Origin of the sequence: Notoacmeibacter marinus (genome assembly GCF_002238045.1) — a bacterium.
In the GTDB taxonomy this organism is placed as follows: Bacteria; Pseudomonadota; Alphaproteobacteria; order Rhizobiales; family Rhizobiaceae; genus Notoacmeibacter; species Notoacmeibacter marinus.
On the sequence record NZ_NBYO01000001.1, the window covers coordinates 389774 to 410355 of the forward strand.

General features: G+C 63.2%; 17 protein-coding genes. 12 read left to right on the plus strand and 5 right to left on the minus strand.

Annotation, left to right across the window (positions count from 1 at the left end; all coding sequences use genetic code 11):
* Position 1 precedes the first annotated feature (1 nt).
* A complete protein-coding gene (gene ccoP, locus B7H23_RS01795) occupies positions 2-889 on the plus strand; it encodes a cytochrome-c oxidase, cbb3-type subunit III (RefSeq protein WP_094075688.1) in 888 nt (295 codons plus the stop codon).
* 121 nt (positions 890-1010) lie between these two features.
* On the opposite strand, the gene B7H23_RS01800 is transcribed toward ccoP, so the two are convergent.
* A complete protein-coding gene (locus B7H23_RS01800; RefSeq protein ID WP_094075689.1) occupies positions 1011-2477 on the minus strand; it encodes an alanine/glycine:cation symporter family protein in 1467 nt (488 codons plus the stop codon).
* 296 nt (positions 2478-2773) lie between these two features.
* On the opposite strand from B7H23_RS01800, the gene ccoG reads away from it, so the two are divergent.
* From ccoG to B7H23_RS01845, 9 genes are all read left to right on the plus strand, one after another.
* Complete coding sequence (ccoG, locus tag B7H23_RS01805; RefSeq protein ID WP_094075690.1) at positions 2774-4348, plus strand: cytochrome c oxidase accessory protein CcoG; 1575 nt, start codon at positions 2774-2776, stop codon at positions 4346-4348.
* 1 nt (position 4349) lies between these two features.
* Positions 4350-4853, plus strand: a complete 504-nt coding sequence (locus B7H23_RS01810) for a FixH family protein (protein ID WP_094075691.1) — start codon at positions 4350-4352, stop codon at positions 4851-4853.
* Positions 4853-7168, plus strand: a complete 2316-nt coding sequence (locus tag B7H23_RS01815; protein WP_158215741.1) for a heavy metal translocating P-type ATPase — start codon at positions 4853-4855, stop codon at positions 7166-7168. The genes B7H23_RS01810 and B7H23_RS01815 overlap by 1 nt, the downstream gene beginning before the upstream one ends.
* Positions 7165-7317 carry a cbb3-type cytochrome oxidase assembly protein CcoS gene (gene ccoS / locus B7H23_RS01820; protein ID WP_094075693.1) on the plus strand — a complete coding sequence of 51 codons (153 nt, stop codon included), beginning with the start codon at positions 7165-7167 and terminating at the stop codon, positions 7315-7317. The genes B7H23_RS01815 and ccoS overlap by 4 nt, the downstream gene beginning before the upstream one ends.
* A gap of 249 nt (positions 7318-7566) precedes the next feature.
* On the plus strand, positions 7567-8322 hold the full coding sequence (locus tag B7H23_RS01825; RefSeq protein WP_094075694.1) for an ABC transporter ATP-binding protein: 756 nt from the start codon (positions 7567-7569) through the stop codon (positions 8320-8322).
* Positions 8315-9019: an ABC transporter ATP-binding protein gene (locus B7H23_RS01830; RefSeq protein WP_094075695.1), complete on the plus strand. Its 705-nt coding sequence runs from the start codon at positions 8315-8317 to the stop codon at positions 9017-9019. Before B7H23_RS01825 ends, B7H23_RS01830 begins: the two co-directional genes overlap by 8 nt.
* Before the next feature lie 29 nt (positions 9020-9048).
* On the plus strand, positions 9049-10272 hold the full coding sequence (locus B7H23_RS01835; protein ID WP_094075696.1) for an ABC transporter substrate-binding protein: 1224 nt from the start codon (positions 9049-9051) through the stop codon (positions 10270-10272).
* A gap of 74 nt (positions 10273-10346) precedes the next feature.
* On the plus strand, positions 10347-11231 hold the full coding sequence (locus tag B7H23_RS01840) for a branched-chain amino acid ABC transporter permease (RefSeq protein WP_094075697.1): 885 nt from the start codon (positions 10347-10349) through the stop codon (positions 11229-11231).
* A 4-nt stretch (positions 11232-11235) separates the two neighbouring features.
* Positions 11236-12285, plus strand: coding sequence for a branched-chain amino acid ABC transporter permease (locus tag B7H23_RS01845; RefSeq protein WP_094075698.1), 1050 nt, complete (start codon positions 11236-11238; stop codon positions 12283-12285).
* Here B7H23_RS01845 and B7H23_RS01850 read toward each other — a convergent pair.
* Genes B7H23_RS01850 through B7H23_RS01865 form a run of 4 tightly spaced genes read right to left on the minus strand, consistent with a single transcriptional unit; the run spans position 12282 to position 17717 of the window.
* The gene (locus B7H23_RS01850; RefSeq protein ID WP_240534941.1) at positions 12282-13361 is read right to left on the minus strand and encodes a glucokinase; all 1080 of its coding nucleotides are present in this window, start codon (positions 13359-13361) and stop codon (positions 12282-12284) included. The two genes, B7H23_RS01845 and B7H23_RS01850, sit on opposite strands and share 4 nt — an antisense overlap.
* A complete protein-coding gene (locus B7H23_RS01855; protein ID WP_094075699.1) occupies positions 13358-15046 on the minus strand; it encodes a CRTAC1 family protein in 1689 nt (562 codons plus the stop codon). Before B7H23_RS01855 ends, B7H23_RS01850 begins: the two co-directional genes overlap by 4 nt.
* A gap of 14 nt (positions 15047-15060) precedes the next feature.
* Positions 15061-16461, minus strand: a complete 1401-nt coding sequence (locus B7H23_RS01860; RefSeq protein ID WP_094075700.1) for a di-heme oxidoredictase family protein — start codon at positions 16459-16461, stop codon at positions 15061-15063.
* Entirely contained in the window at positions 16458-17717 is a 1260-nt protein-coding gene (locus B7H23_RS01865; RefSeq protein WP_158215742.1) for an ROK family transcriptional regulator, read from the minus strand. Before B7H23_RS01865 ends, B7H23_RS01860 begins: the two co-directional genes overlap by 4 nt.
* A gap of 188 nt (positions 17718-17905) precedes the next feature.
* On the opposite strand from B7H23_RS01865, the gene B7H23_RS01870 reads away from it, so the two are divergent.
* Positions 17906-18949 (plus strand): substrate-binding domain-containing protein, encoded by a 1044-nt coding sequence (locus B7H23_RS01870; RefSeq protein ID WP_094076809.1) that lies wholly within the window; start codon positions 17906-17908, stop codon positions 18947-18949.
* Positions 18950-19090: 141 nt separating this feature from the next.
* The gene (locus B7H23_RS01875; RefSeq protein ID WP_094075702.1) at positions 19091-20500 is read left to right on the plus strand and encodes a sugar ABC transporter permease; all 1410 of its coding nucleotides are present in this window, start codon (positions 19091-19093) and stop codon (positions 20498-20500) included.
* The last annotated feature ends 82 nt before the right edge of the window (positions 20501-20582 follow it).

Genomic DNA, 20582 nt, shown 5'->3' on the forward strand with positions numbered 1-20582 from the left:
GATGAGCACCGAGAACAGGGACCCGCACGACCGCGAAGTCGACGACGTCACCGGTACGGAAACGACCGGTCACGAATGGGACGGGATCAAGGAGCTGAACACGCCCATGCCGCGCTGGTGGCTATGGACCTTCTATGCCACGATCGCCTTCAGCCTCGTCTATACCATTCTCTATCCGGCATGGCCGCTGGTGAACACCGCCACGACGGGCCTTCTGAACTGGTCGTCGCGTGGCGATCTTTCGGTGGCCATGGCCGCGCAGACCGAAGCCAATGCCGACCGCTTCAACGCGATCGAAACCAAGTCGATCGAAGAGATCGCCAATGACGATCAGCTCCGTCCCTTCGCCATTGCCGGCGGACGCGCCGCATTCAAGGTTAACTGCGTACAGTGCCACGGCGCCGGCGCGGAAGGCGGCGCGGGCTATCCGAACCTGAACGACGATGTTTGGCTCTGGGGCGGCACGCTGGAAGCGATCCAGACGACGCTCAATCACGGCATCCGTTATGAACAGGACGACGATACGCGCATTTCCGAAATGCCGGCCTATGGCGACGGCATCCTCGAAAATGACGAGATCCGCGATGTCGCATGGTATGTGCGCAAACTGTCCGGCCAGGAGTTCGACGCCGAAGCCGCCGAGCGCGGCGAAGTGACCTATGTCGACAATTGTGCGGCCTGCCACGCCGATAATGGCGAAGGCATGGACGATCTCGGAGCACCGGCCCTGAACGACGCGCTCTGGCTCTATGGCGGCAGCCATGAAGAGATCGTCTCGCAGGTCCGGCAGCCGAAACACGGCGTCATGCCGGGCTGGCTGGATCGGTTGGGCGACACCACCGTCAAGCAGCTGACCGTCTACGTCCACTCCCTGGGCGGCGGCGAATAAAAGAAACGCGATTGTTTCTTCGACCCCTTTTCAGGATCGGGAGGAAGAACGGCGGGGGCCACTGGCCCCCGCCGTTTCTGTTTGGGTTACGAAGGTCCGGAGGACCTGTGCGGGTGACGTTTCATTCGCCCGGTTTGACCACTGTATCGGCCACCGCCGCATTTTCGGACTTGCCGTGTCGGGTCCAGATCGTGCCGTCGATGCGGCCCTGCAGTTCGGGATAATCGTCATTGTCGAACAGCGGCTCGATGCCCTTCGCACGCTGGGCAAAGTAGTCCTTCGTCAGCTTCACCACCGTGCCGGAGAGCGCCAGGATCGCGATCAGATTGACCGTCGCCATCAGACCCATCGACGCGTCGGCGAAGTTGAAGACGGTTGAAACCGCCTGTACCGAGCCCCATACGACCATGCCGATCACGGCGAGCCGCATGACAAGAAGACCGCCACGGCTGGCCAGGCCCAGATAGGTCAGCGCATTCTCGGCATAGGAGTAGTTGCCGATGATCGAGGTGAACGCGAAGAAGAAGATCGCGATGGCCACGAAATAGGTGCCGGTCTCACCGATATGGTCGGCAAGCGCCATCTGCGTCAATTCGGTGCCAGTCGTGCCGCCCGGCTCGTAGACGCCCGACAGAAGGATCATGAAGGCCGTCGCCGTACAGATCAGAAGCGTATCGATGAAAACGCCGAGCCCCTGAACCAGCCCCTGCGAAGAAGGGTGGTGCGGAACGGGCGTTGCGACCGCCGCGATGTTCGGCGCCGAGCCCATGCCCGCCTCGTTGGAAAACAGGCCGCGCTTGACGCCATTCAGCATGGCGGCCATCACACCGCCCGCAACACCCCCGGTTGCCTCCTCGAAGCCGAATGCATTGCCGATGATCTGCATGAACACCGCCGGCACTTCGGCGATATTGACGATGATGACGAACAGGGCGACGGCCAGATAGGCGATCGCCATGAACGGCACCACGATTTCGGCCACGCGGGCGATGGAGCGGATGCCGCCGAAGATCACGATGCCGGCAAGGGCCGCGACCGCAAGACCGACCCAGAGCTTGGGAATGCCGAGACCGGCTTCCATGGCATCGGCGATCGAATTGGCCTGAACCGCCTGGAAGATCAGCCCGAAGGACAGGATCAGCGCCACCGAGAAGATGACGGCCGCCCAGTTCTGCCGCAGACCGCGGGAGATATAGAAAGCAGGGCCGCCGCGATAATCGCCGTCCTCGTTACGGATCTTGTAGAGCTGCGCCAGTGTGGATTCCGCATAGGCCGTCGCCATGCCGACCAGGGCGACCATCCACATCCAGAAGATGGCGCCCGGTCCGCCGAGCGTCAACGCGACCGCGACGCCTGCAAGATTACCGGTGCCGACCCGGCTCGCGAGACTGACCGTCAACGCCTGAAGCGGCGTAATACCGGAACTGTCGGTTTGGCCCGACGCGAAGATCACCCGGAAGAATTCGGGAAAATGGCGGAGCTGGAGAAAGCCGAGACGCAGTGTGAAGAAGAGCCCCACTGCCAACAGGCCGTATATCAGAACATAGCCCCAGAAGATGTTGTTCAGAAAATCGATGATTGCAGTCATGAATGCTGTCCCCTCACCTGAAATGGCAGAGCGTGTGGTCGCCCAGCCGGTACGTCGCAAGACAATCCGGCTCGTCTTCTCCCGTTCTTGGGATAGGTTTGGCCAGACGACGACCATAAATCGAAAGGGCGAATGCGCAAGCCGCGACGCAGCCACAAGTCCCTGACTTTACATGCAATTTTAGGCATATTTAATAATCGACGCAGTTCGGAGTTGATATCGATCAAGGCGGCCGACGATAAGTGTAGGCATGGGATGAGAAAATTGCCGACTCATGCCGATTGCCAGGAGTGAAGATGTCGAGTGTTTCCGAACCGACCCGTCCGCCTCAGGAGGTTGGCCGTCATGATGTCGAGCCCGTCAATGCAGACCCGTCGGACAAGCCGCTCTATGAAGGGCGCAAGAAAATTTTCCCGAAACGGGCCAATGGGCGTTTCCGGCAGTTGAAATGGATCATCATGGCGGTGACGCTCGGCATCTATTATCTGACGCCGTGGCTGCGCTGGGATCGCGGCGAATACGCCCCCGATCAGGCCGTGCTCATCGACATGGCGAATCGCCGCTTTTACTTCTTCATGGTGGAAATCTGGCCACAGGAATTCTTCTTCGTCGCCGGCCTGCTCGTCATGGCGGGGATCGGGCTGTTTCTCGTGACATCGATCGCAGGGCGCGCCTGGTGCGGCTATACCTGTCCGCAGACCGTCTGGACCGATCTCTTCCTGGTGATCGAGCGTTTCATCGAAGGCGATCGCAATGCGCGCATCCGCCTGGAAGACGCGCCCTGGACGTTCGGCAAGATCGCCAAGCGGGTTTCCAAACACGCCATTTGGATCGTCATCGCGGTTGCGACGGGCGGTGCGTGGATCTTCTATTTCGCCGATGCGCCGACGCTTGCGGACCAGTTCATCCACGGCGAGGCGCCGACCGTCGCCTATATGACCGTCGCCGTTCTGACCGCGACGACCTACGTTTTCGGCGGGCTGATGCGCGAACAGGTCTGCATCTATATGTGCCCCTGGCCTCGTATTCAGGCTGCGATGCTCGACGAGGAAAGCCTGACCGTCACCTATAATGACTGGCGGGGCGAGCCGCGCGGTCGCGGCAAGAAGAGGAAAGCGGCCGCTGGCGTTAAAACCGGCGATTGCGTGGATTGCAACGCGTGCGTCGTCGTCTGCCCCATGGGTATCGATATTCGCGACGGACAGCAGATGGCCTGCATCACCTGTGCGCTCTGCATCGATGCATGCGACGATGTGATGGACAAGCTCGGCCGTGACCGTGGCCTTATCTCCTACGCCACCCTCGCCGATTACAACACCAACATGGCCATGGCGACCGAGCCGGGCACGGGTCGGATCGATCCGGACCGGGTGCATACGGATGATGGCCATGTGAAGGAGGGCTTCAGAAACTTCCGCTGGGCGCACCTGCTACGGCCGCGCACCTTTATTTATACGGGACTGTGGGCGGCGATCGGCATTGCCATGCTGTTCGCCCTCGGTCTGCGCGACCGGCTGGAGGTGAATGTCCTCCACGACCGCAACCCGGTCTTCACGCGCCTGTCCGATGGTTCGGTTCAGAACGGCTATACGATCAAGATCTTGAACATGAAGCCGGAACCGCGCACCATACGCCTTGGCATTGAAGGGCTCGAAGGCGGAACCATTTCGGTGAACGAGATCAATGACGAGCCGGCGCGCAGTGTTGCTGTGCCGGTCGACCCGGACAAGCTGCGGCAGTTGAAGGTCTACGTGACCGTTCCGCGCGACCAGCTACCCGACGAAACGGCGCGTTTCACTTTCAGCGTCGATGACCAGACCGACCAGGAGCACGACGAATATCGTGCCCGGTTCGAAGTACCGGAGGATTAAAATGGCCCAGTCCGTTTTCCGTGGCGGCCCCTTTACGGGGCGGCACATGCTGATGGTGATGATCGCCTTTTTCGGCGTCGTCATTTCCGTCAATCTGACACTTGCCTTTCTTGCATCGAAAAGCTGGACCGGCCTGGTGGTCAAAAATTCCTACGTCGCCAGCCAGAATTTCGAGAAGGAGCGGGCCCTGCAGGCCGCGCAGATCGCACGCGGCTGGAAGATCGGCGCCAATGTCGATGACGGCTTTCTCACCGTTACGCTCAAGGATGGTGACGGCAAGGCGGTCGAACGCGCCACGGTCACGGCGGCTCTTACCGGCGTGATGTATGACCGCGACGACCAGATTGTCGAACTACCGCCGCTCTCATCGGGCGGCTATGGCCGCCAGGTCAAGCTCCATGCCGGTGAATGGGTGGCCAAGCTGGCCGTCGACGCGGAAGGAACCGAACCCTGGCAGGGTTCGATCCGCTTCTCCGTTCCGCAAGGCGAGGTGGGGACCGACTGATGAGTTGTTGCGCGCCTGCACTGGACGCTCGTAGCGGATCGCAGGATCTGCTGGCCGACGCTGCGCGCGCGCAACGCCTGACCGAATGGCTCCATGCCGTGCGGCAGGACAATGAGGGCATTGGGCGTCTCGTCCTGTCGGTACCGGAGATGCATTGCGGCGCCTGCATCGCGGCGCTGGAGGGCGGGCTTTCCAGTCTCGAAGGCATTCATACGGTTCGCGCCAATCTGACGCTGCGCCGCCTTATTGTGACCTTTGACAACGATGAGCCGGACATACTCGACACCATCGAGCGCGCGGTTCAGCGCCTCGGCTATGACGCCTCTCCCGTCGATCTCGGCGATCTGGATGCCGAACGCGACCGCCAGGAGGCGCGCAAGCTTCTCATCGCGCTTGCCGTCGCCGGTTTCGCCACCGCCAACATCATGCTGCTCAGCGTCTCGGTCTGGAGTGGAGCCGCGGATTCGACGCAGCATCTGTTCCATTTCATATCGCTGCTGATCGCCGTGCCGGCCGTCGCATTTTCTGGCCGTCCTTTCTTCATGTCGGCGCTTACGGCCGTTCGGGCCGGGCGCGTGAACATGGACGTGCCGATTGCGCTGGCGCTGATCCTCTCGCTCGGCATGAGCATCGCGCGAACCATCGTCGGCGAAGGGCATATCTATTTCGATGCCGCCGTGATGCTGACCTTCTTTCTGCTGATCGGCCGCTATCTCGACCAGCGTATGCGCGAACGGGCTCGCAGCGCCGTCATTTCGCTGACCCGTATGGCGCCGAAAGGCGCGCGGCTGGTTAGCGAGAACGGCCAGGCCGAGTGGGTGCCTGCCGATGAATTGCGGCCCGGCCATATCGTGCGACTGACGACCGGCGAAAGGCTCGCCGTCGATGCGGTGGTTCTGTCGGGCGAAGGCACGGTCGACCGCTCACTCGTGACCGGCGAAGCGGAACCGGTGGCCGCAGCGCCCGGCACCCGGCTGGAAGCCGGTGTTCTGGCCCTGTCCACACCGTTCGATCTGCGCGTCGAGAAAGCCGCCAATGAGAGCTTCCTCTCCGAGATCGCCACCATGATGGAAGCCGCCGAGCAGGGACGCGGTGAAACCGCCTCGCTCACCGACCGGCTGGCCGGCCTCTATGCCCCTGTCGTTCACGCTCTGGCGGCGCTGACCTTCGTTGGCTGGATGCTTTGGTCGACCGATATCTGGATGTCGCTCGATACGGCCGTCGCGGTTCTCATCGTCACCTGCCCCTGCGCGCTTGGCCTGGCGGTGCCGGTCGTGCACGTCATCGCGGCAGCGCGGCTGTTCGAATCCGGCATTCTGATGCGCAATGGCGACGCGCTGGAACGCCTCGCCGAAGCCGATCATGTCGTGTTCGACAAGACCGGCACACTGACCACGGGCCGTCCACGCGTTGTCGAATGCGCGCTTGCGACCACGCGGGAACGCTATGCAGCATCGGAACTGGCACAACATTCATCGCACCCGGCGGCGCTGGCCGTCGCCGATTATCTGCCCGACCCCGCGACACCATCGGCCGAGGCCATTCGCGAAGAACCGGCAGCGGGCATCGAAGCGCGGTTCGACGGACGCCTTGCCCGGCTCGGCCGCGCCGACTGGGTTGCGGAGATCGCAGACCGACCTGCTGACGCAGCAGCGCTGAGAAGCGGGCTGGCCTTCGCTTTCGAAGGAGACCCGCTGCGGCCGATCGAACTTGCGGAAAGCCTGCGTCCTCAAGCAGTCAGGACGGTCGAAGCCATTGGCGACCGCGGCCTGCCGGTCGAACTGTTGTCCGGCGACGGCCCCCGCGCGGTCTCCGCCATCGCCGAACGTCTGGGCATTGCCGACAGGCGCGCCGAGTGCCGGCCGGCCGACAAGCTGGCGCGGCTCGATGCACTGCGTGAAAATGGCGCTCATGTGCTGATGGTGGGTGACGGGCTGAACGATGCGCCCAGTCTTGCCGGCGCGCATGTCTCCTTCGCGCCGGGTTCGGCCTGCGATGTCGGACGTCTTGCCGCCGATTTTGTCTTTACCCGGCAAGATCTTGGCGCCGTGGACAACGCACTGACGCTCGCTCATCAGGCGCGGCGGCTGGTTCGTCAGAACCTGACGCTGGCTATCTGCTACAATGTGCTTGCCGTGCCGCTCGCGATGGCCGGCCTCGTCACACCCCTTATCGCCGCGCTTCTGATGAGCGGATCGTCGATCCTCGTCGTCGGCAACGCACTGCGTCTGTCATCCGGCGAGCGCGGGTCTGCTTCCCACCAGGGGTTGAACGACGCGGCGAACCCCACCGCGCAGCAGGGCTTCGCCGGATGAACGTCATTCTGCTCCTTCTGCCAATCGCACTGATGCTGGGCTTCGCCGGCCTGGTCGCTTTTGTGTGGTCGCTCCGCAGTGGGCAGTTCGACGATCTCGACGGTGCGGCCTGGCGGGTGCTGGACGACGACACGCAGGACCGCGAATAGGCTGGCGGCCCGGATCGAGACCCCGTGTGCGAAGCGGACGGTCGCGAAGGCGCTCGCGCGTTCCTAGGCCAGGCAGGCCAAACGTAAAGAAAATTTTTCCAACTTTTTCACTTGCCACGGTCGCGCTTTAACGCTCCCATACGGGTCGGTAGGATGCCGTGATCGAACCGACGATTGCGGGCATGGGTATCGGAACGGTTGGGAGGCCGATCCGATCATTTAGCAGGATCTGGGAGGAGCCGGCCGCGAATGACGGGTTATGTTATCGAGACCCGAAATCTCACGAAGTCCTTCAAGGGCTTTACTGCAGTAGACGATGTGTCGCTGCAGGTGGCGGAGGGAACCATCCACGCTCTGATCGGGCCGAATGGCGCCGGAAAGAGCACCATGTTCAACCTGATCACCAAATTTCTGCAGCCCAGCAGCGGAACCATTCTGCTGAATGGCGAGAACATAACGAAGCGCAAGCCTGCCGAGATCGCCCGCATGGGGGCGGTGCGGAGTTTCCAGATCTCGTCGGTCTTTCCGCATTTGACGCTGTTGGAGAATATTCGTGTCGCGTTGCAGCGGAAGATGCACAATTCCTATCATTTCTGGAAATCGGAAAAGGGGCTCGACGTTCTGAACGACGAAGCCCGCTCCATCCTTGCGACGGTCGGGCTAGACGACGCCGAGCGCAATCTGGCGACCGAACTGCCCTACGGGCGCAAGCGGCTTCTCGAACTGGCGACAACGCTGGCGCTGGAGCCGCAAGTCATGCTGCTGGACGAGCCGATGGCCGGCATGGGCACGGGCGACGTTCAGCGCGTCGCCGACATTATCCGTCGTGTCGCGGAAGGGCGGACCGTTCTCATGGTGGAGCACAATCTCAGCGTTGTGGCGGACCTGTCCGACACGATCACCGTCCTGCAACGCGGCGCCGTTCTTGCTGAAGGCACGTATGACGAGGTGAGCCGGAACCCCGAAGTGATCTCCGCCTATATGGGGGCCGCCCATCATGACTGAGTCGCTTCTAAGCGTCGAAGGCCTGGAAGCCTGGTATGACGAAAGCCACATCCTGCATGGCATGAACTTCACCGTCGGCAAGGGTGAGATCGTCACGCTTCTTGGCCGCAACGGCGCCGGCAAGACCACGACGATGCGATCGATCATGGGTCTCGTGCGCAAACGGACCGGATCGGTCCGGTTCGGCGCGGTGGAGACGATCGGCCTGTCTGCCAACCAGATCGCCCGGGCCGGGATCGCCTTCTGCCCGGAGGAGCGCGGCATCTTCTCCTCGCTCACGGTCAAGGAGAACCTGATGCTTCCGCCCGTGGTCGCCGAGGGCGGCATGAGCGTGGAACGCGTTTACGAGCTCTTTCCCATTCTGAAGGCGCGCGGGGCCAGCCAGGGCACCAAGCTTTCCGGCGGCGAACAGCAGATGCTGGCCATAGCGCGAATCCTGCGGACAGGCGCGCATCTGCTTCTTCTCGACGAACCGACGGAAGGGCTTGCCCCGGTCATCGTCGAACAGATCGGCCAGATCATCGAGAAGCTGAAGGAGGAAGGCTTCACAATTCTTCTGGTCGAACAGAACTTCCGCTTCGCCGAAGCCGTCGGTGACCGCCACCACATCGTGGAGCACGGACAGGTCATCGACAGTTTCGAGCGGCATGAGGTGGAAGCCAACAGAGAAAAGATAACAGGCTATCTCGGCGTTTGAACCGGGACGAAACCCTTGGGAGGATTACCATGAAACTCTTCAAAACCATGCTTCTGGCCGGCGCGGCGACTGCTCTTGCTGCCCCTGCCCTCGCGCAGGACGGCGGCGGTGTTTCCGACGACGCCGTCAAGATCGGCATGCTGCTCGACATGTCCGGCCCTTATTCCGCGCTGGACGGTCAGGGCTCGGTCGTCGCCGTGCAGATGGCGATCGACGAAATGGGCGGCGAAATCGACGGCAAGACGATCGAACTGATGACCGCCGATCACCAGAACAAGGCCGATATCGGCTCCAACCTGGCGCGGCAGTGGTCGGACCAGAACAATATCGATCTCATTCTCGGCGGCGCCAATTCCGGCGTCGGCATCGCGCTGCAGGAAGTCACCAGCGAAAAGAACATCGCCTATATCAACAACGGTGCGGCAACGGCGGCGCTCACCAATGAGAACTGCGCGCCGGAAACCGGCCTTCACTGGACCTACGACACCGACGCGCTGGCCAACGGCACAGCCGTCGCCATGGTGAAGGAAGGCAATGATAGCTGGTACTTCATCACCGCTGACTACGCCTTCGGCCACAAGCTGGAGGAGAACGCCATGGAGGCCGTCAAGGCGAATGGCGGCACGGTGACCGGCAATGTGCGCGCGCCCTTCCCGACGCAGGATTTCTCCTCCTTCCTTCTCCAGGCGCAGGGTTCCGGCGCCAAGGTGATCGGCCTTGCCAATGCCGGCACCGATACGCAGAACTCGGTCAAGCAGGCGCAGGAATTCGGCATCGTGCAGGGCGGCCAGAAAGTGGCTTCGCTTCTCCTCTTCCTCACCGATGTTGAAGCGCTCGGTCTCGACGCCGCGCAGGGCCTTACCCTCACCACCGGTTTCTACTGGGATCAGGACGACAAGGCCCGCGAGTGGAGCGCCAAGTTCGAAGAGAAGCATGGCGCCAAGCCGACAATGGTGCAGGCGGGCATGTATTCTTCCGCTTTGAACTATCTCAAGGCGGTCAAGGAAACCGGCACGGACGAAGCGAAGGCCGTCGTAGCCAAGCTGAAGGAAATGCCGATCGAGGATGCGTTCTCGCGCAATGGCCGGGTGCGTGAAGACGGGCTGATGGTCCACGACATGTTCCTCGCGCAGGTCAAGACGCCCGACGAGAGCGAAGGAAAGTGGGACTATTACAACATCGTCCGCACCATTCCGGGCGACGACGCCTTCCGCTCGCTGGAAGACGGCAGCTGCGCAGCCGTCAAGGGCTGAACTCCGACAAGCGGTCGAGCGGCCAATAGCCGCTCGACCGGCATCGTGCGTCCCGGCGTAGACAAGGACTCAGAATGGCGTTCTTCGACATCCCGCTACCGGTCTTCATGGGTCAGCTTCTTATCGGGCTGATCAATGGCGCGTTCTACGCCGTCCTCAGTCTTGGGCTGGCGTTGATCTTCGGCCTTCTGAACATCGTCAATTTCGCCCACGGCGCGCTCTATATGGTCGGCGCGTTCGTCGCCTTCCTTCTGCTGGACATTGCTGGGATCGGCTACTGGCCGGCCTTGTTGCTAGCGCCTGTCATTGTCGGCCTGTTCGGTATCGTAATCGAACGGCTTCTGCTGCGCCCGCTTGCAGAACTCGACCATCTCTATGGCCTGCTGCTGACCTTCGGCCTGGCGCTGCTGCTGGAGGGCGCGTTCCGCCATTTCTACGGCGTATCGGGTGAGCGCTACGCCATCCCCGACGCCCTGCAAGGGGTTTTCAATCTCGGTTTCATGTTCCTGCCCGTCTACCGGGCCTGGGTCATCGTCGCGTCCCTGATCGTCTGCATCGCCACCTGGCTTCTCATCGAGAAGACGCGGCTCGGCGCGACCATGCGCGCGGCGGTGGAGAATGCCGATCTGGTACGCGCCTTCGGCGTCAACGTACCGCTTCTCGTCACGGTCACATACGGCTTCGGCGTCGCACTCGCCGCCTTTGCCGGCGTTCTCGCCGCGCCGATCTATTCGGTCAATCCGCTCATGGGATCCAACATCATCATCGTGGTGTTCGCCATCGTCGTGATCGGCGGGCTGGGCTCGATCAAGGGCGCGATCGTGTCCGGCTTTCTGCTGGGCGTCTGCGAAGGCCTCACCCGGGTCTTCTGGCCGGAGGCCTCCAACATCGTCATCTTCGTGGTCATGGCCATCGTCCTGATCGTCCGGCCCGCAGGCCTCTTCGGAAAGGCGGCATAAGATCATGAGCCAGAGCAATCCGCATTCAGCCGGCGAACTGTCGCATCTCGCGGACGAAGAGAGCGAGCACCGCACCCCGCTGCTGGCCGATCTGCGCCTATGGGCGGTGATCGGGATCGCCTTTCTTCTGATTGCGCCGCACTTCATCTATCCGGTCATGATCGCCAAGGTGCTGTGCTTTGCGCTCTTTGCCGCCGCCTTCAATCTCCTGCTCGGTTTCGCCGGCCTCCTGTCCTTCGGCCACGCCGCATTTTTCGGCTTTTCGGCCTATGTCACCGGCTATTGCCTGCAAACGCTCGGCTTCACGGCCGAGCTGGGCATTTTGGCCGGCACGGCCACGGGCGCTTTGCTCGGCCTTCTCATTGGCGCGCTCGCCATTCGCCGCCAAGGCATCTATTTCGCCATGATCACGCTGGCGCTGTCGCAGATGGTCTATTTCGTCTGCCTGCAAGCGCCATTTACCGGTGGCGAAGACGGGTTGCAGGGCGTGCCGCGCCGGCCGCTCTTCGGCGTCGTCGACATGACGAGCAACATCAATGTCTATTATCTGGTGCTGGCCATTTTCTGTTTCGGCATCTTCATCATCTATCGCACGGTCCATTCGCCCTTCGGCCAGGTTCTGAAATCGATCCGCGAGAACGAGGACCGGGCAATCTCGCTCGGCTACGATGCTGACCGCTACAAGCTGCTCGCCTTCGTGCTGTCGGCGGCGCTGGCGGGTCTGGCCGGCTCCACCAAGGTCATGATCTTCCAGCTTGCTTCGCTGACCGACGTGCAATGGCAGATGAGCGGCGAAGTGGTTCTCATGGCGGTGCTGGGCGGGATCGGCACCATGCTCGGACCGATACTCGGCGCGACCATCATCATCACGCTGCAGAACGAGCTGGCGCAGATCGGCTCGCTCACCACCATTGTCCAGGGCGCGGTCTTCGTGGTCTGCGTGCTGTTGTTCCGCCGGGGCATCGTCGGCGAATTGTCGCATCGCTGGAACCGCTGGCGCGGCCGTTCGGACGAGACGACCGGTGAGGAACCTCGAACAGCTTCCAAAGGTTAAAGGCCGTCGCGCATCCAGCACCGTTCCGAACGCGAAACGGCATAGTGCTGCGGCTCCGCAGCATACGCCGCCAATCCGGCGATTGCTGGAGATGCGTGGGCCACGACATGAATCGGGATCAACGACAACCAGGCCGAATGGGGCGCTTTGTCATCGAATGATCGGGCGAAATCCGACCCCTGCAGGAACGGCAGAATGGCCGGGGCGATGCCGCCGGTGATGTAGGCCCCGCCCCGCGCCCCGTAGATCAGGGCCAGATCGCCGGCGACCCGACCGAGATAGGTGACGAAATGACGAATGGTCTGGACGGCCAGCGGATCGTCGCCGGCACCGGCGGCGTCCGTCACGGCTTCGGGCGTGGCGTGAAGCGGGGTTTCACCACGGCGGGCGGCCATGGCACGGTACAGTGTCAGAAGGCCGCGCCCGCACAAAACGGATTCGCCCGATACACGCGATCCGACCTGTTGGTGCAGATACGGCCAGAGCGCCAGATCGTCTTCGGTGCGCGGACCGAGATCGACATGACCGCCCTCACCCGGTACGGGAACCCATAGGTTCGGAAGATCGAGCAGCCCCCCGACGCCAAGGCCGGTGCCGGGACCGAGAACGATACGCGGTGCGCCGACAACAGGCGATCCTTGGCGTAGGGTCGTCCAGGCATCGTCCGGCAGGGCCGCAGCGGCCAGCGCCTGACCCTCGAAATCGTTGACCGCCATGATGACGGACAGATCGAGCCGCGCCATCACGGTCTGAACGTCGATCACCCAGGGACAGTTGGTCAGCGGAATGCGGTGGCCCAGCACCGGCCCGGCCACGGCGAACAGGGCCGAAGCTGGTGGCGCACCTTCCCAGCCCTCGAGAGCTGCAATCAGCGCCTCTTCGATACTGTCGAAGGCCGCAGTCCGCTGGGCCGGCAGGCGGATAAAGGGTTCCGTTGCCGAGGGCACGATAGCGAACCGCGCATTGGTGCCACCGACATCGCCGACAATGACTGGAAATGGCAACGCCTCGCCAGCCATCGCTCCGACCGGGCCACTCTGGGAAAGCGCCGCGGTCTGCATTTTTGAATTGTTCATTGACGGATGTCCGGGTTTGCGCTGGCGGCGTGTTCGTCTGTCCGTTCGTCGTCCAGACGGATCGGGTACCAGTAGCGGGCATGGTCGGCATCGCGGTCGATGCGCACGAAATTGCCAGCAAAGACCCGATAGGGCGCGCTCCATTCGCCATCCGGCCATTTGACCCGCACCTGAGCCCGTTCGGCAGTGCCCGTGCCCACATGCACGAAGCCGAGATGGCCGGAAGCATGGCCGCCGCCGACCGAGACGCGGCGCGTGACGGTCTCGTTTCCGATGCGGACGGAAACGAGCGCGCCGATGGCGTCCGCGTTCGACCCCGACTGGCGCAATTCGACGGCGATCCAGTTGCCCATCGGCACGGGATTCCTCTCTTCGGACGACCGGGCGCCGAGATTGCGAAAAATGGCAGCCGGCGCCTGGCGGTTCACGACGATGAGGTCGAGCATGCCGTCCATATTCAGATCGACAATGGCCCCGCCCCGCCCCCGGGTCGGCTGCGCCAGCCCCGCCGGCTCGCCCGCCTCGACAAACCGGCCGTCAAACGTGCCGAGCAGCAGATTATCGGGGTCGAACCGGGCGAAATCGGGCATCTGCTGAACATTGCCCTTGGCGATGAAGAGATCGGTCCGGCCGTCATTGTTCATATCGGCGAATTCGGCGTGCCACCCGGTGGAGGGTTTGATGTCATCGCCGGTATAGGGCCGCTGCGCCATCGCGCCCTTCTCCACGGCGATGTCCCGATAGACGGGACGGTCGTCCTCGGCTTCGTCGTCCAGCGTCTGCAGTTTGGTATCGCCCATGGATGTGAGGGCGTATTCGGGTTTGCCATCGGCATCAAGGTCGGTTTCGGCAATTCCCATGCCCCAGATCGTGACCGTGCGCCAACCATCCGACGACCGGTAGGGTCGCGCCGGACGGCCGGGATCGACGCGCCAGAGCTCTTCCTGCCCGCCGCGATAATATTGCCGGTCATTGGTGATGCGCAGCGAGGGCGTGCCAGAACCGTTCCAGTCGGTGAACAGCATCGACAGGGCGCAGTATCCGGGCGTCATGGCCTGGGGTTCGGAGTAGTCGGGCAGGCTGCCCTCGTCTTTGCCCGGCCGGATCAGGACGTTGTCATGGCAGGTGCCGAAGGGCGAGCCGGGGGCGCTGCGATCGACATAATTTCCGAAGGCCAGCGTCGGGAAGCGCTGGCCCTTTTCGAAGGTCGCGGAAAAGGCCGTGCTCCATTCGCGTCCGCCATCGAAGCCGAACGCCCGGTTGGCCTTTTCAAACCCACAGGCGCCATCGCCCTTAAGGATGATGTTCTCGCCGACCCGCAAGACAACCAGATCCTTATGGCCATCGCCATCGATGTCGAGCGGATAAAGACCCGTCACCTTGCTGCGAGCCTCGGCGGGAAACGCGCTGTCCTTCTGCGCGAAGCGCAGCGCCTCGCCCGGCATGGAGCGGTTGACATAAAGCGCCGCATCGTTGGTGCCGCCGGCCATCGCCAGATCGGGGAAGCGGTCGCCATTGCAGTCGAACGCCGCGACGCCGCCGCCGACGAAATATTCCCACGGGCCGTCATAGACATGCTCGACGCCCGCCGCGAGCGCCTCGTTCTGCAAGGCCGGCACGTCCATCGTCAGCGCTGCCGGTTCGGCGGCGTGCGAAGGCGACACGAAAAGCGCCGCTGCGAGCATGGTCAGGCATCGTCTCACGGGATCACCAATGTTCGCAGAAAGCCGATCAGATCGGCGCGTTCCTTTTCGGAATGCTCCAAATAGGCATCGCGCGAGGCGCGGGCATCGCCGCCATGCGCCTCTATCGCCTCATGAAGCGTCGTCATGTCGCCGCGATGGCCGTAAGGCGCAGTGGAGCCTACGCCCCACAATTCGGTCGTCTGGAAGACATCGCGATCGACGAAGCGCTGGGCCAGAAGTTCGTTGCCGAACCCGTCCACCTGCCGGTCGGCAATGCGGTGGCGCTTCAGATCGCCATACAGCGGCACCATGATCTGCCCCTTGTCGTTGCGGGGCAAATCCATTGCCGCTTCGATCAGATCGTAGCGGCGGTCGGTGCCCTCGCCGGGACGTATCGTGCCGGCTGCATCGACCGGGCCGGGATCGGCGAAGGTCAGGCTGTCGATCGGCAAGGCAGGCCGGTGGCACGACGCGCAGCCAATCTCGCCGAACAGCCGCTCGCCATTGGCCACCCGTTCCGCATTGCCCGCATCCAGATCGTCGAGGCGTCCTGGCGCCGGAAGATGGGCCTGCCAGGCGACAAGCGCGGCGATTTCCGCTTCGCCGATCTCGTCGTCGAACCCGTCGCCATCGAAATCGGCTTCGCCCGTCCAGCGCGCGCCGAAGCGTTCCGTCGCCTGCATCCCGTGATGGTGGTTCGCGGCATTGATGCTGAACTGGCGCAGCGATGTCATCACGCCCTTATGGGCGAAGGGGCGGATGACCAGATCGGTGTCGACGCCCTCCACCTCCGAAAGATCGACCATACCGTCCGGCTCGGCGATGATGGTTCCGAAGCCGACGCCTTTCGTGGCGAGCGATTTGCGCATCGTCCGGCCGGTCCGCCTGGCTTCGACCAGAGCGGCGCGTCGGATCGCCTGAAGATCGGCGGTCATCTCGCGCGCGAGCAGTTCGATCAGCCCGGCGCCGAACAGATGGTTGGTGTTGCGCTCATTGGAGAATTGCGGATCGGTGGTGTCGAAATCCGCCTGGTTGAAGCCTTCGGACACGAAGACATTGGCAGAAAAGTCGCCGGCGCCGCCAATCTTCGGATCGCGGTGGCAGGAGGCGCAGCTATTGGCGTCCATCCCAGCGAGGCGCTGGAAGGCGGCTGGCGCCTCCCGCTTGCGCTTGGTCGGGACGATGGCCTGCGTCGCCATGCGGCGACCCGCCCCGTCCGCACTCGTGAAGCGGGCCGTGAAGAGCGTTTCGCCCATATCGCGGAAGACCTGAAGCTTCTGCCCGGACAGCGTGCCGGCGAATGCGCCATCCTCGACCCGCTCGATCCGCGCACGCTCGTCGAAGAGGTCAGCGGACCAAGCAGCGGAGCCTAGGGAGAGCAAAAGCGACAGGGCGAGAGCGGATGTGAATTTCATGCCGCCTCTCCTCCCGCCGCCTTGTCAATCGGCGGCGGGCTGGCGAGCAGGGTCCGGTCGAGCGCCGTCAGTCCCGACAGCGCCGCGCCGCGATGAACGAGCGGACCGGGATCGGGCCGGCCGTCGATCACCAGATCGTCGGCGACGGCTTTGCCGGCCAGGGTCTTGCGAAGCGTGGCGCGGATCGATTGCGTCAGCCGTTCGCGAAGCACGTCGTCAAGGCCGACGATCATCAGCGGAAACGGATCGACCAGGCTGAAGATCGCGGCTAGCCCGTAACCGACCGCCTCGCCGGCTTCCGACAGAGCCGCCACGGCGTCTGCATTGCCGGCGGCGGCCTGTTCGCCGATCGACGCCAGTTCCCGCACTTCGCCGATCGGCACCGGCGCGGTGCGGCAGGATAGTCCGGCAGCGCGGCGGGCCATGGCGTAATCGCCGGCATAGGCTTCAACGCAGCCGTAATTGCCGCATCGGCACAGCGCGCCATCCGGATGCACCGGAATATGGCCGAACTCGACGCCGGACGACGCCAGCCCGTTGACCAGTTGCCCACGAAGTCGCAGCGCCATGCCGACCCCGCGCGACAGCAGCAGCGTGCCGAAATCGCTGCCCCCGGCGAAACCTTCGCCATGCAGAGCCTCGGCCATCAGATCGCAATCGTTCCAGAGCCGGACCGGTACGTCCAAAACCTTCTCCAGACGGGCGGAGACCGGGACGTCGCGTATGCTGAGCGAAGGCGCCCATTGAATGGTCGTACCCTCAAGGTCGATCACCCCGGCCACGCCGATGACCACACCCTGCAACGGGCCGGCGCGCGCCCCGGCCGCCGCCAGCGCACGGTCCACCAGACCGTTCATCGCTTCGATCAGCGTGTCTTCTGTCAGCTCCAGCGTCAGGCAGTTCGTGTTTTCGGCATGGAGCACCTCGCCGCGATAATCCACCAGCCTTATTCCAAGGCTGCCGAACTGCAGGGACAGACAGGCAAGAGACGCAGCGGACGAAGCGGGCGTCAGCGTAACACGGGGTCGCCCGCGTGTTGACCCGGCGCGCCTTGCTTCGTCACCATTCGCCGTCACCACGAGGCCTTCGTCGATCAATTCGCCGGTAATGGTCGATATGCTGGCCGCCGACAGCGCCGTATCACGCGCCAGTTCGTTGCGGCTGGCCTGTCCCGCACGACGCAAGGCGGCAAGGACGCGCGCACGGTTCAGACGGCGCATATCATCCGGGCGCGTGGCGACGGGCCGGCTTGCCATCGAAAACTCCTCCACTTCGCTGCTGCAGCAAATAATGTTTGCAATGCAACAGCTTACGAAACTCCCAATTCCTTCTTGACACATGCGAAACGATCCGTCACGCTTTTTTTCGAGGCTTGAAATAAAGCTTCATCGGAGGCCGGCTTGTGCCGGTGTGTGACCTGCGCATGGCGCATTGGGAGGAACAGATGAAGATATTTACAACGGCGCTGCTGGCTGGCGCTGCTCTCGGCATGGCGTTTGCCGGGCCAGCTCTCGCAGAGGGCAAGAGGATCGGCGTGTCATGGTCGAACTTTCAGGAGGAGCGCTGGAAGACCGACGAAGCGGCGATGAAGGAAGCGATCGAAGCGGCGGGCGACAGCTATGTCTCGGCCGATGCGCAGGCTTCGGCATCCAAGCAGATCACCGATGTCGAGGCGCTGCTGTCTCAGGGCGTCGATGCGCTTATTATCCTAGCCATGGACAAGGACGCCATCGGGCCGGCCATCGAACAGGCCGCCAATGAAGGCGTGCCGGTTGTCGGTTACGATCGGCTGATCGAGGACGACCGCGCTTTCTATCTGACTTTCGACAATAAGGGCGTCGGACGCATCATCGCCGAGGAAGTGACGAAGGTGCAGCCGGAGGGCAACTTCGCGATCATCAAGGGCGACAAGGGCGATCCGAACGCGACGTTCCTTCTCGAAGGCATGATGGAAGTGATCGGCGGCGACGTCGAAGGCGGCAAGATCAACATTGCCTGCGAGACCTTCACCGATGGCTGGAAGCCGGACAATGCCCAGAAGAACATGGAGCAGTGCCTGACCTCCCAGAATAACGAGATCGACGCGGTGCTGGCCGAAAATGACGGCATGGCGGGCGGCGTCATCGCCGCACTCTCCGCGCAGGGTATGGACGGAGCAACCCCGGTCGGCGGACAGGATGGCGATCTGGCTGCCCTGAACCGCGTGGCGCGTGGCACGCAGACGGTCTCGGTGTGGAAAAACAGCCGCGATCTCGGCAAGAAGGCCGCTGAAATCGCGTCCGCTCTCGCAGACGGCAAGACGATGGAAGAGATCGAAGGCGCCGAAAAGTGGAGCGGCGGTGAGAAGGGCGTCGAGATGAACGCCATCTTCCTGGAGCCGACGCCGATCACCAAGGAGACGCTGGATAAGGCCATCGACGCCGGCCACATCTCCAAGGAGCAGGCCTGCGAAGGTGCGCAGGACGACGTTCCGGCCTGTCAGGGCTGACGAAACGCCATGAAGGGCCGTCCTAGACAGGGCGGCCCTTTCGCATCCGGAACGGCTCGCCACAACGACCGGCGCAGCCTTCTTTCCAGAATGACCCGCTTCGGTCCGCATTGGCGGGCTGCGACCTGAAAGGCGGTCCGCATGAGCGACAGCAGCTATGAAGAAGGCCGGCCGAGCGAGCGCGCCGCGCCGCAGCCGAAGGAACCGGCAATCACGGAGGAGCGCTCTTCCGGCGCAGCCCGGCCGAATGCCGGCCCCATTGCCCGCGAGAAATCCGGTCCGGTCGGCAATTTCCTTCACGCGACCGAGATCGACCAGCGGCTGCTCGGCATGGTCGGCGCCCTGGTCCTCATCTGGCTCGGCTTCCACTTCTATGGGGAGTTCGCAAACGGGTTCGGCGCATTCCTGACCTCGCGCAATCTCTGGAACCTGACGGTTCAGACCGCCTCCATCGGCGTCATGGCGACGGGCATGGTGCTCGTCATCGTGACCCGGCATATCGACCTTTCGGTCGGCTCCATGCTCGGCCTCTGCGCCATGGTGATGGGCCTTATGCAGGCCCGGTGGCTACCGGAACTGGTCGGGCTCGGCTGGGGCGGCACATGGATCGTCGCCATCATGGCCGGACTTCTGGCCGGTGCGCTGGTCGGCGCGCTGCACGGTTTCCTGATCGCCTATGGGCAGATCCCGAGTTTCATCGTCACGCTGGGCGGCCTTCTGGTCTGGCGCGGGGTCGCCTATCTCATGGCGCGCGGCGAGACGATCAGCCCACTCGATCCGACCTTCAACCTGCTGGGCGGCGGCCCCTACGGCTCCATCGGCTCTTTCTGGAGCTGGGCGCTCGGCATCGTCGCCTGCCTCGCCATTGGCTGGGCGCTCTATAATGGTCGGAACCAGCGCAAGCGCTTCGGTTTTCCCACACGCCCGGTCTGGGCGGAAATCTTCGTCGGCGCGCTGGGCTGCCTTCTTGTGATCGGCTTCGTCATGATCGTCAACGCCTATGGCTGGCCGCGCGGCATCGTGCGCCAATATGCGGCGAGCGAAGGGATCGAAGTGCCAGAAGGCGGAATATTTATCAGCCACGGCTTCGCCATTCCGGTGCTGATCCTGATCGCCGTGGGTCTGTTCATGACGTTCCTGACGACACGGACGCGGTTCGGCCGCTATGTCTTCGCCATTGGCGGCAATCCGGAGGCGGCCGAACTCGCCGGCATCAATGTGCGCTTCATGACGGTGAAGATCTTTGCGCTAATGGGTACGCTCGCCGGCATCGCTGCGGTGATTTCGTCGGCGCGGCTCAATTCGGCGACCAACTCGCTCGGCACGCTGGACGAACTCTACGTCATCGCCTCGGCGGTCATCGGCGGCACGTCGCTCGCCGGCGGCATCGGCACGATCTACGGGGCGATCATCGGCGCGCTTCTCATGCAGAGCCTGCAGACAGGCATGGTGCTCATCGGCTTCGACAGCGCCGTTCAGCAGATCGTCGTCGGCGGCGTTCTGGTCCTCGCCGTCTTCCTCGACACCATCTATCGCCGCCGGGCCAAATAAGGGAGGTCGCCATGACCGAGACACGAACCGACACCTCGCGACTGCCCGAACACGTGCCTGCCGAACCCCTGACCGCGCGACG

Bases quoted from the DNA above. Each gene is read 5' to 3' on its own strand.
- B7H23_RS01845 (WP_094075698.1), top strand. From the start codon at position 11,236: ATGAGCCAGAGCAATCCGCATTCAGCCGGCGAACTGTCGCATCTCGCG.
- B7H23_RS01815 (WP_158215741.1), top strand. From the start codon at position 4,853: ATGAGTTGTTGCGCGCCTGCACTGGACGCTCGTAGCGGATCGCAGGAT.
- B7H23_RS01810 (WP_094075691.1), top strand. From the start codon at position 4,350: ATGGCCCAGTCCGTTTTCCGTGGCGGCCCCTTTACGGGGCGGCACATG.
- B7H23_RS01835 (WP_094075696.1), top strand. From the start codon at position 9,049: ATGAAACTCTTCAAAACCATGCTTCTGGCCGGCGCGGCGACTGCTCTT.
- B7H23_RS01830 (WP_094075695.1), top strand. From the start codon at position 8,315: ATGACTGAGTCGCTTCTAAGCGTCGAAGGCCTGGAAGCCTGGTATGAC.
- ccoG (WP_094075690.1), top strand. From the start codon at position 2,774: ATGTCGAGTGTTTCCGAACCGACCCGTCCGCCTCAGGAGGTTGGCCGT.
- B7H23_RS01860 (WP_094075700.1), bottom strand. From the start codon at position 16,461: ATGAAATTCACATCCGCTCTCGCCCTGTCGCTTTTGCTCTCCCTAGGC.
- B7H23_RS01865 (WP_158215742.1), bottom strand. From the start codon at position 17,717: ATGGCAAGCCGGCCCGTCGCCACGCGCCCGGATGATATGCGCCGTCTG.
- ccoS (WP_094075693.1), top strand. From the start codon at position 7,165: ATGAACGTCATTCTGCTCCTTCTGCCAATCGCACTGATGCTGGGCTTC.
- B7H23_RS01870 (WP_094076809.1), top strand. From the start codon at position 17,906: ATGAAGATATTTACAACGGCGCTGCTGGCTGGCGCTGCTCTCGGCATG.
- B7H23_RS01850 (WP_240534941.1), bottom strand. From the start codon at position 13,361: ATGAACAATTCAAAAATGCAGACCGCGGCGCTTTCCCAGAGTGGCCCG.
- B7H23_RS01855 (WP_094075699.1), bottom strand. From the start codon at position 15,046: ATGCTCGCAGCGGCGCTTTTCGTGTCGCCTTCGCACGCCGCCGAACCG.
- ccoP (WP_094075688.1), top strand. From the start codon at position 2: ATGAGCACCGAGAACAGGGACCCGCACGACCGCGAAGTCGACGACGTC.
- B7H23_RS01840 (WP_094075697.1), top strand. From the start codon at position 10,347: ATGGCGTTCTTCGACATCCCGCTACCGGTCTTCATGGGTCAGCTTCTT.
- B7H23_RS01875 (WP_094075702.1), top strand. From the start codon at position 19,091: ATGAGCGACAGCAGCTATGAAGAAGGCCGGCCGAGCGAGCGCGCCGCG.
- B7H23_RS01825 (WP_094075694.1), top strand. From the start codon at position 7,567: ATGACGGGTTATGTTATCGAGACCCGAAATCTCACGAAGTCCTTCAAG.
- B7H23_RS01800 (WP_094075689.1), bottom strand. From the start codon at position 2,477: ATGACTGCAATCATCGATTTTCTGAACAACATCTTCTGGGGCTATGTT.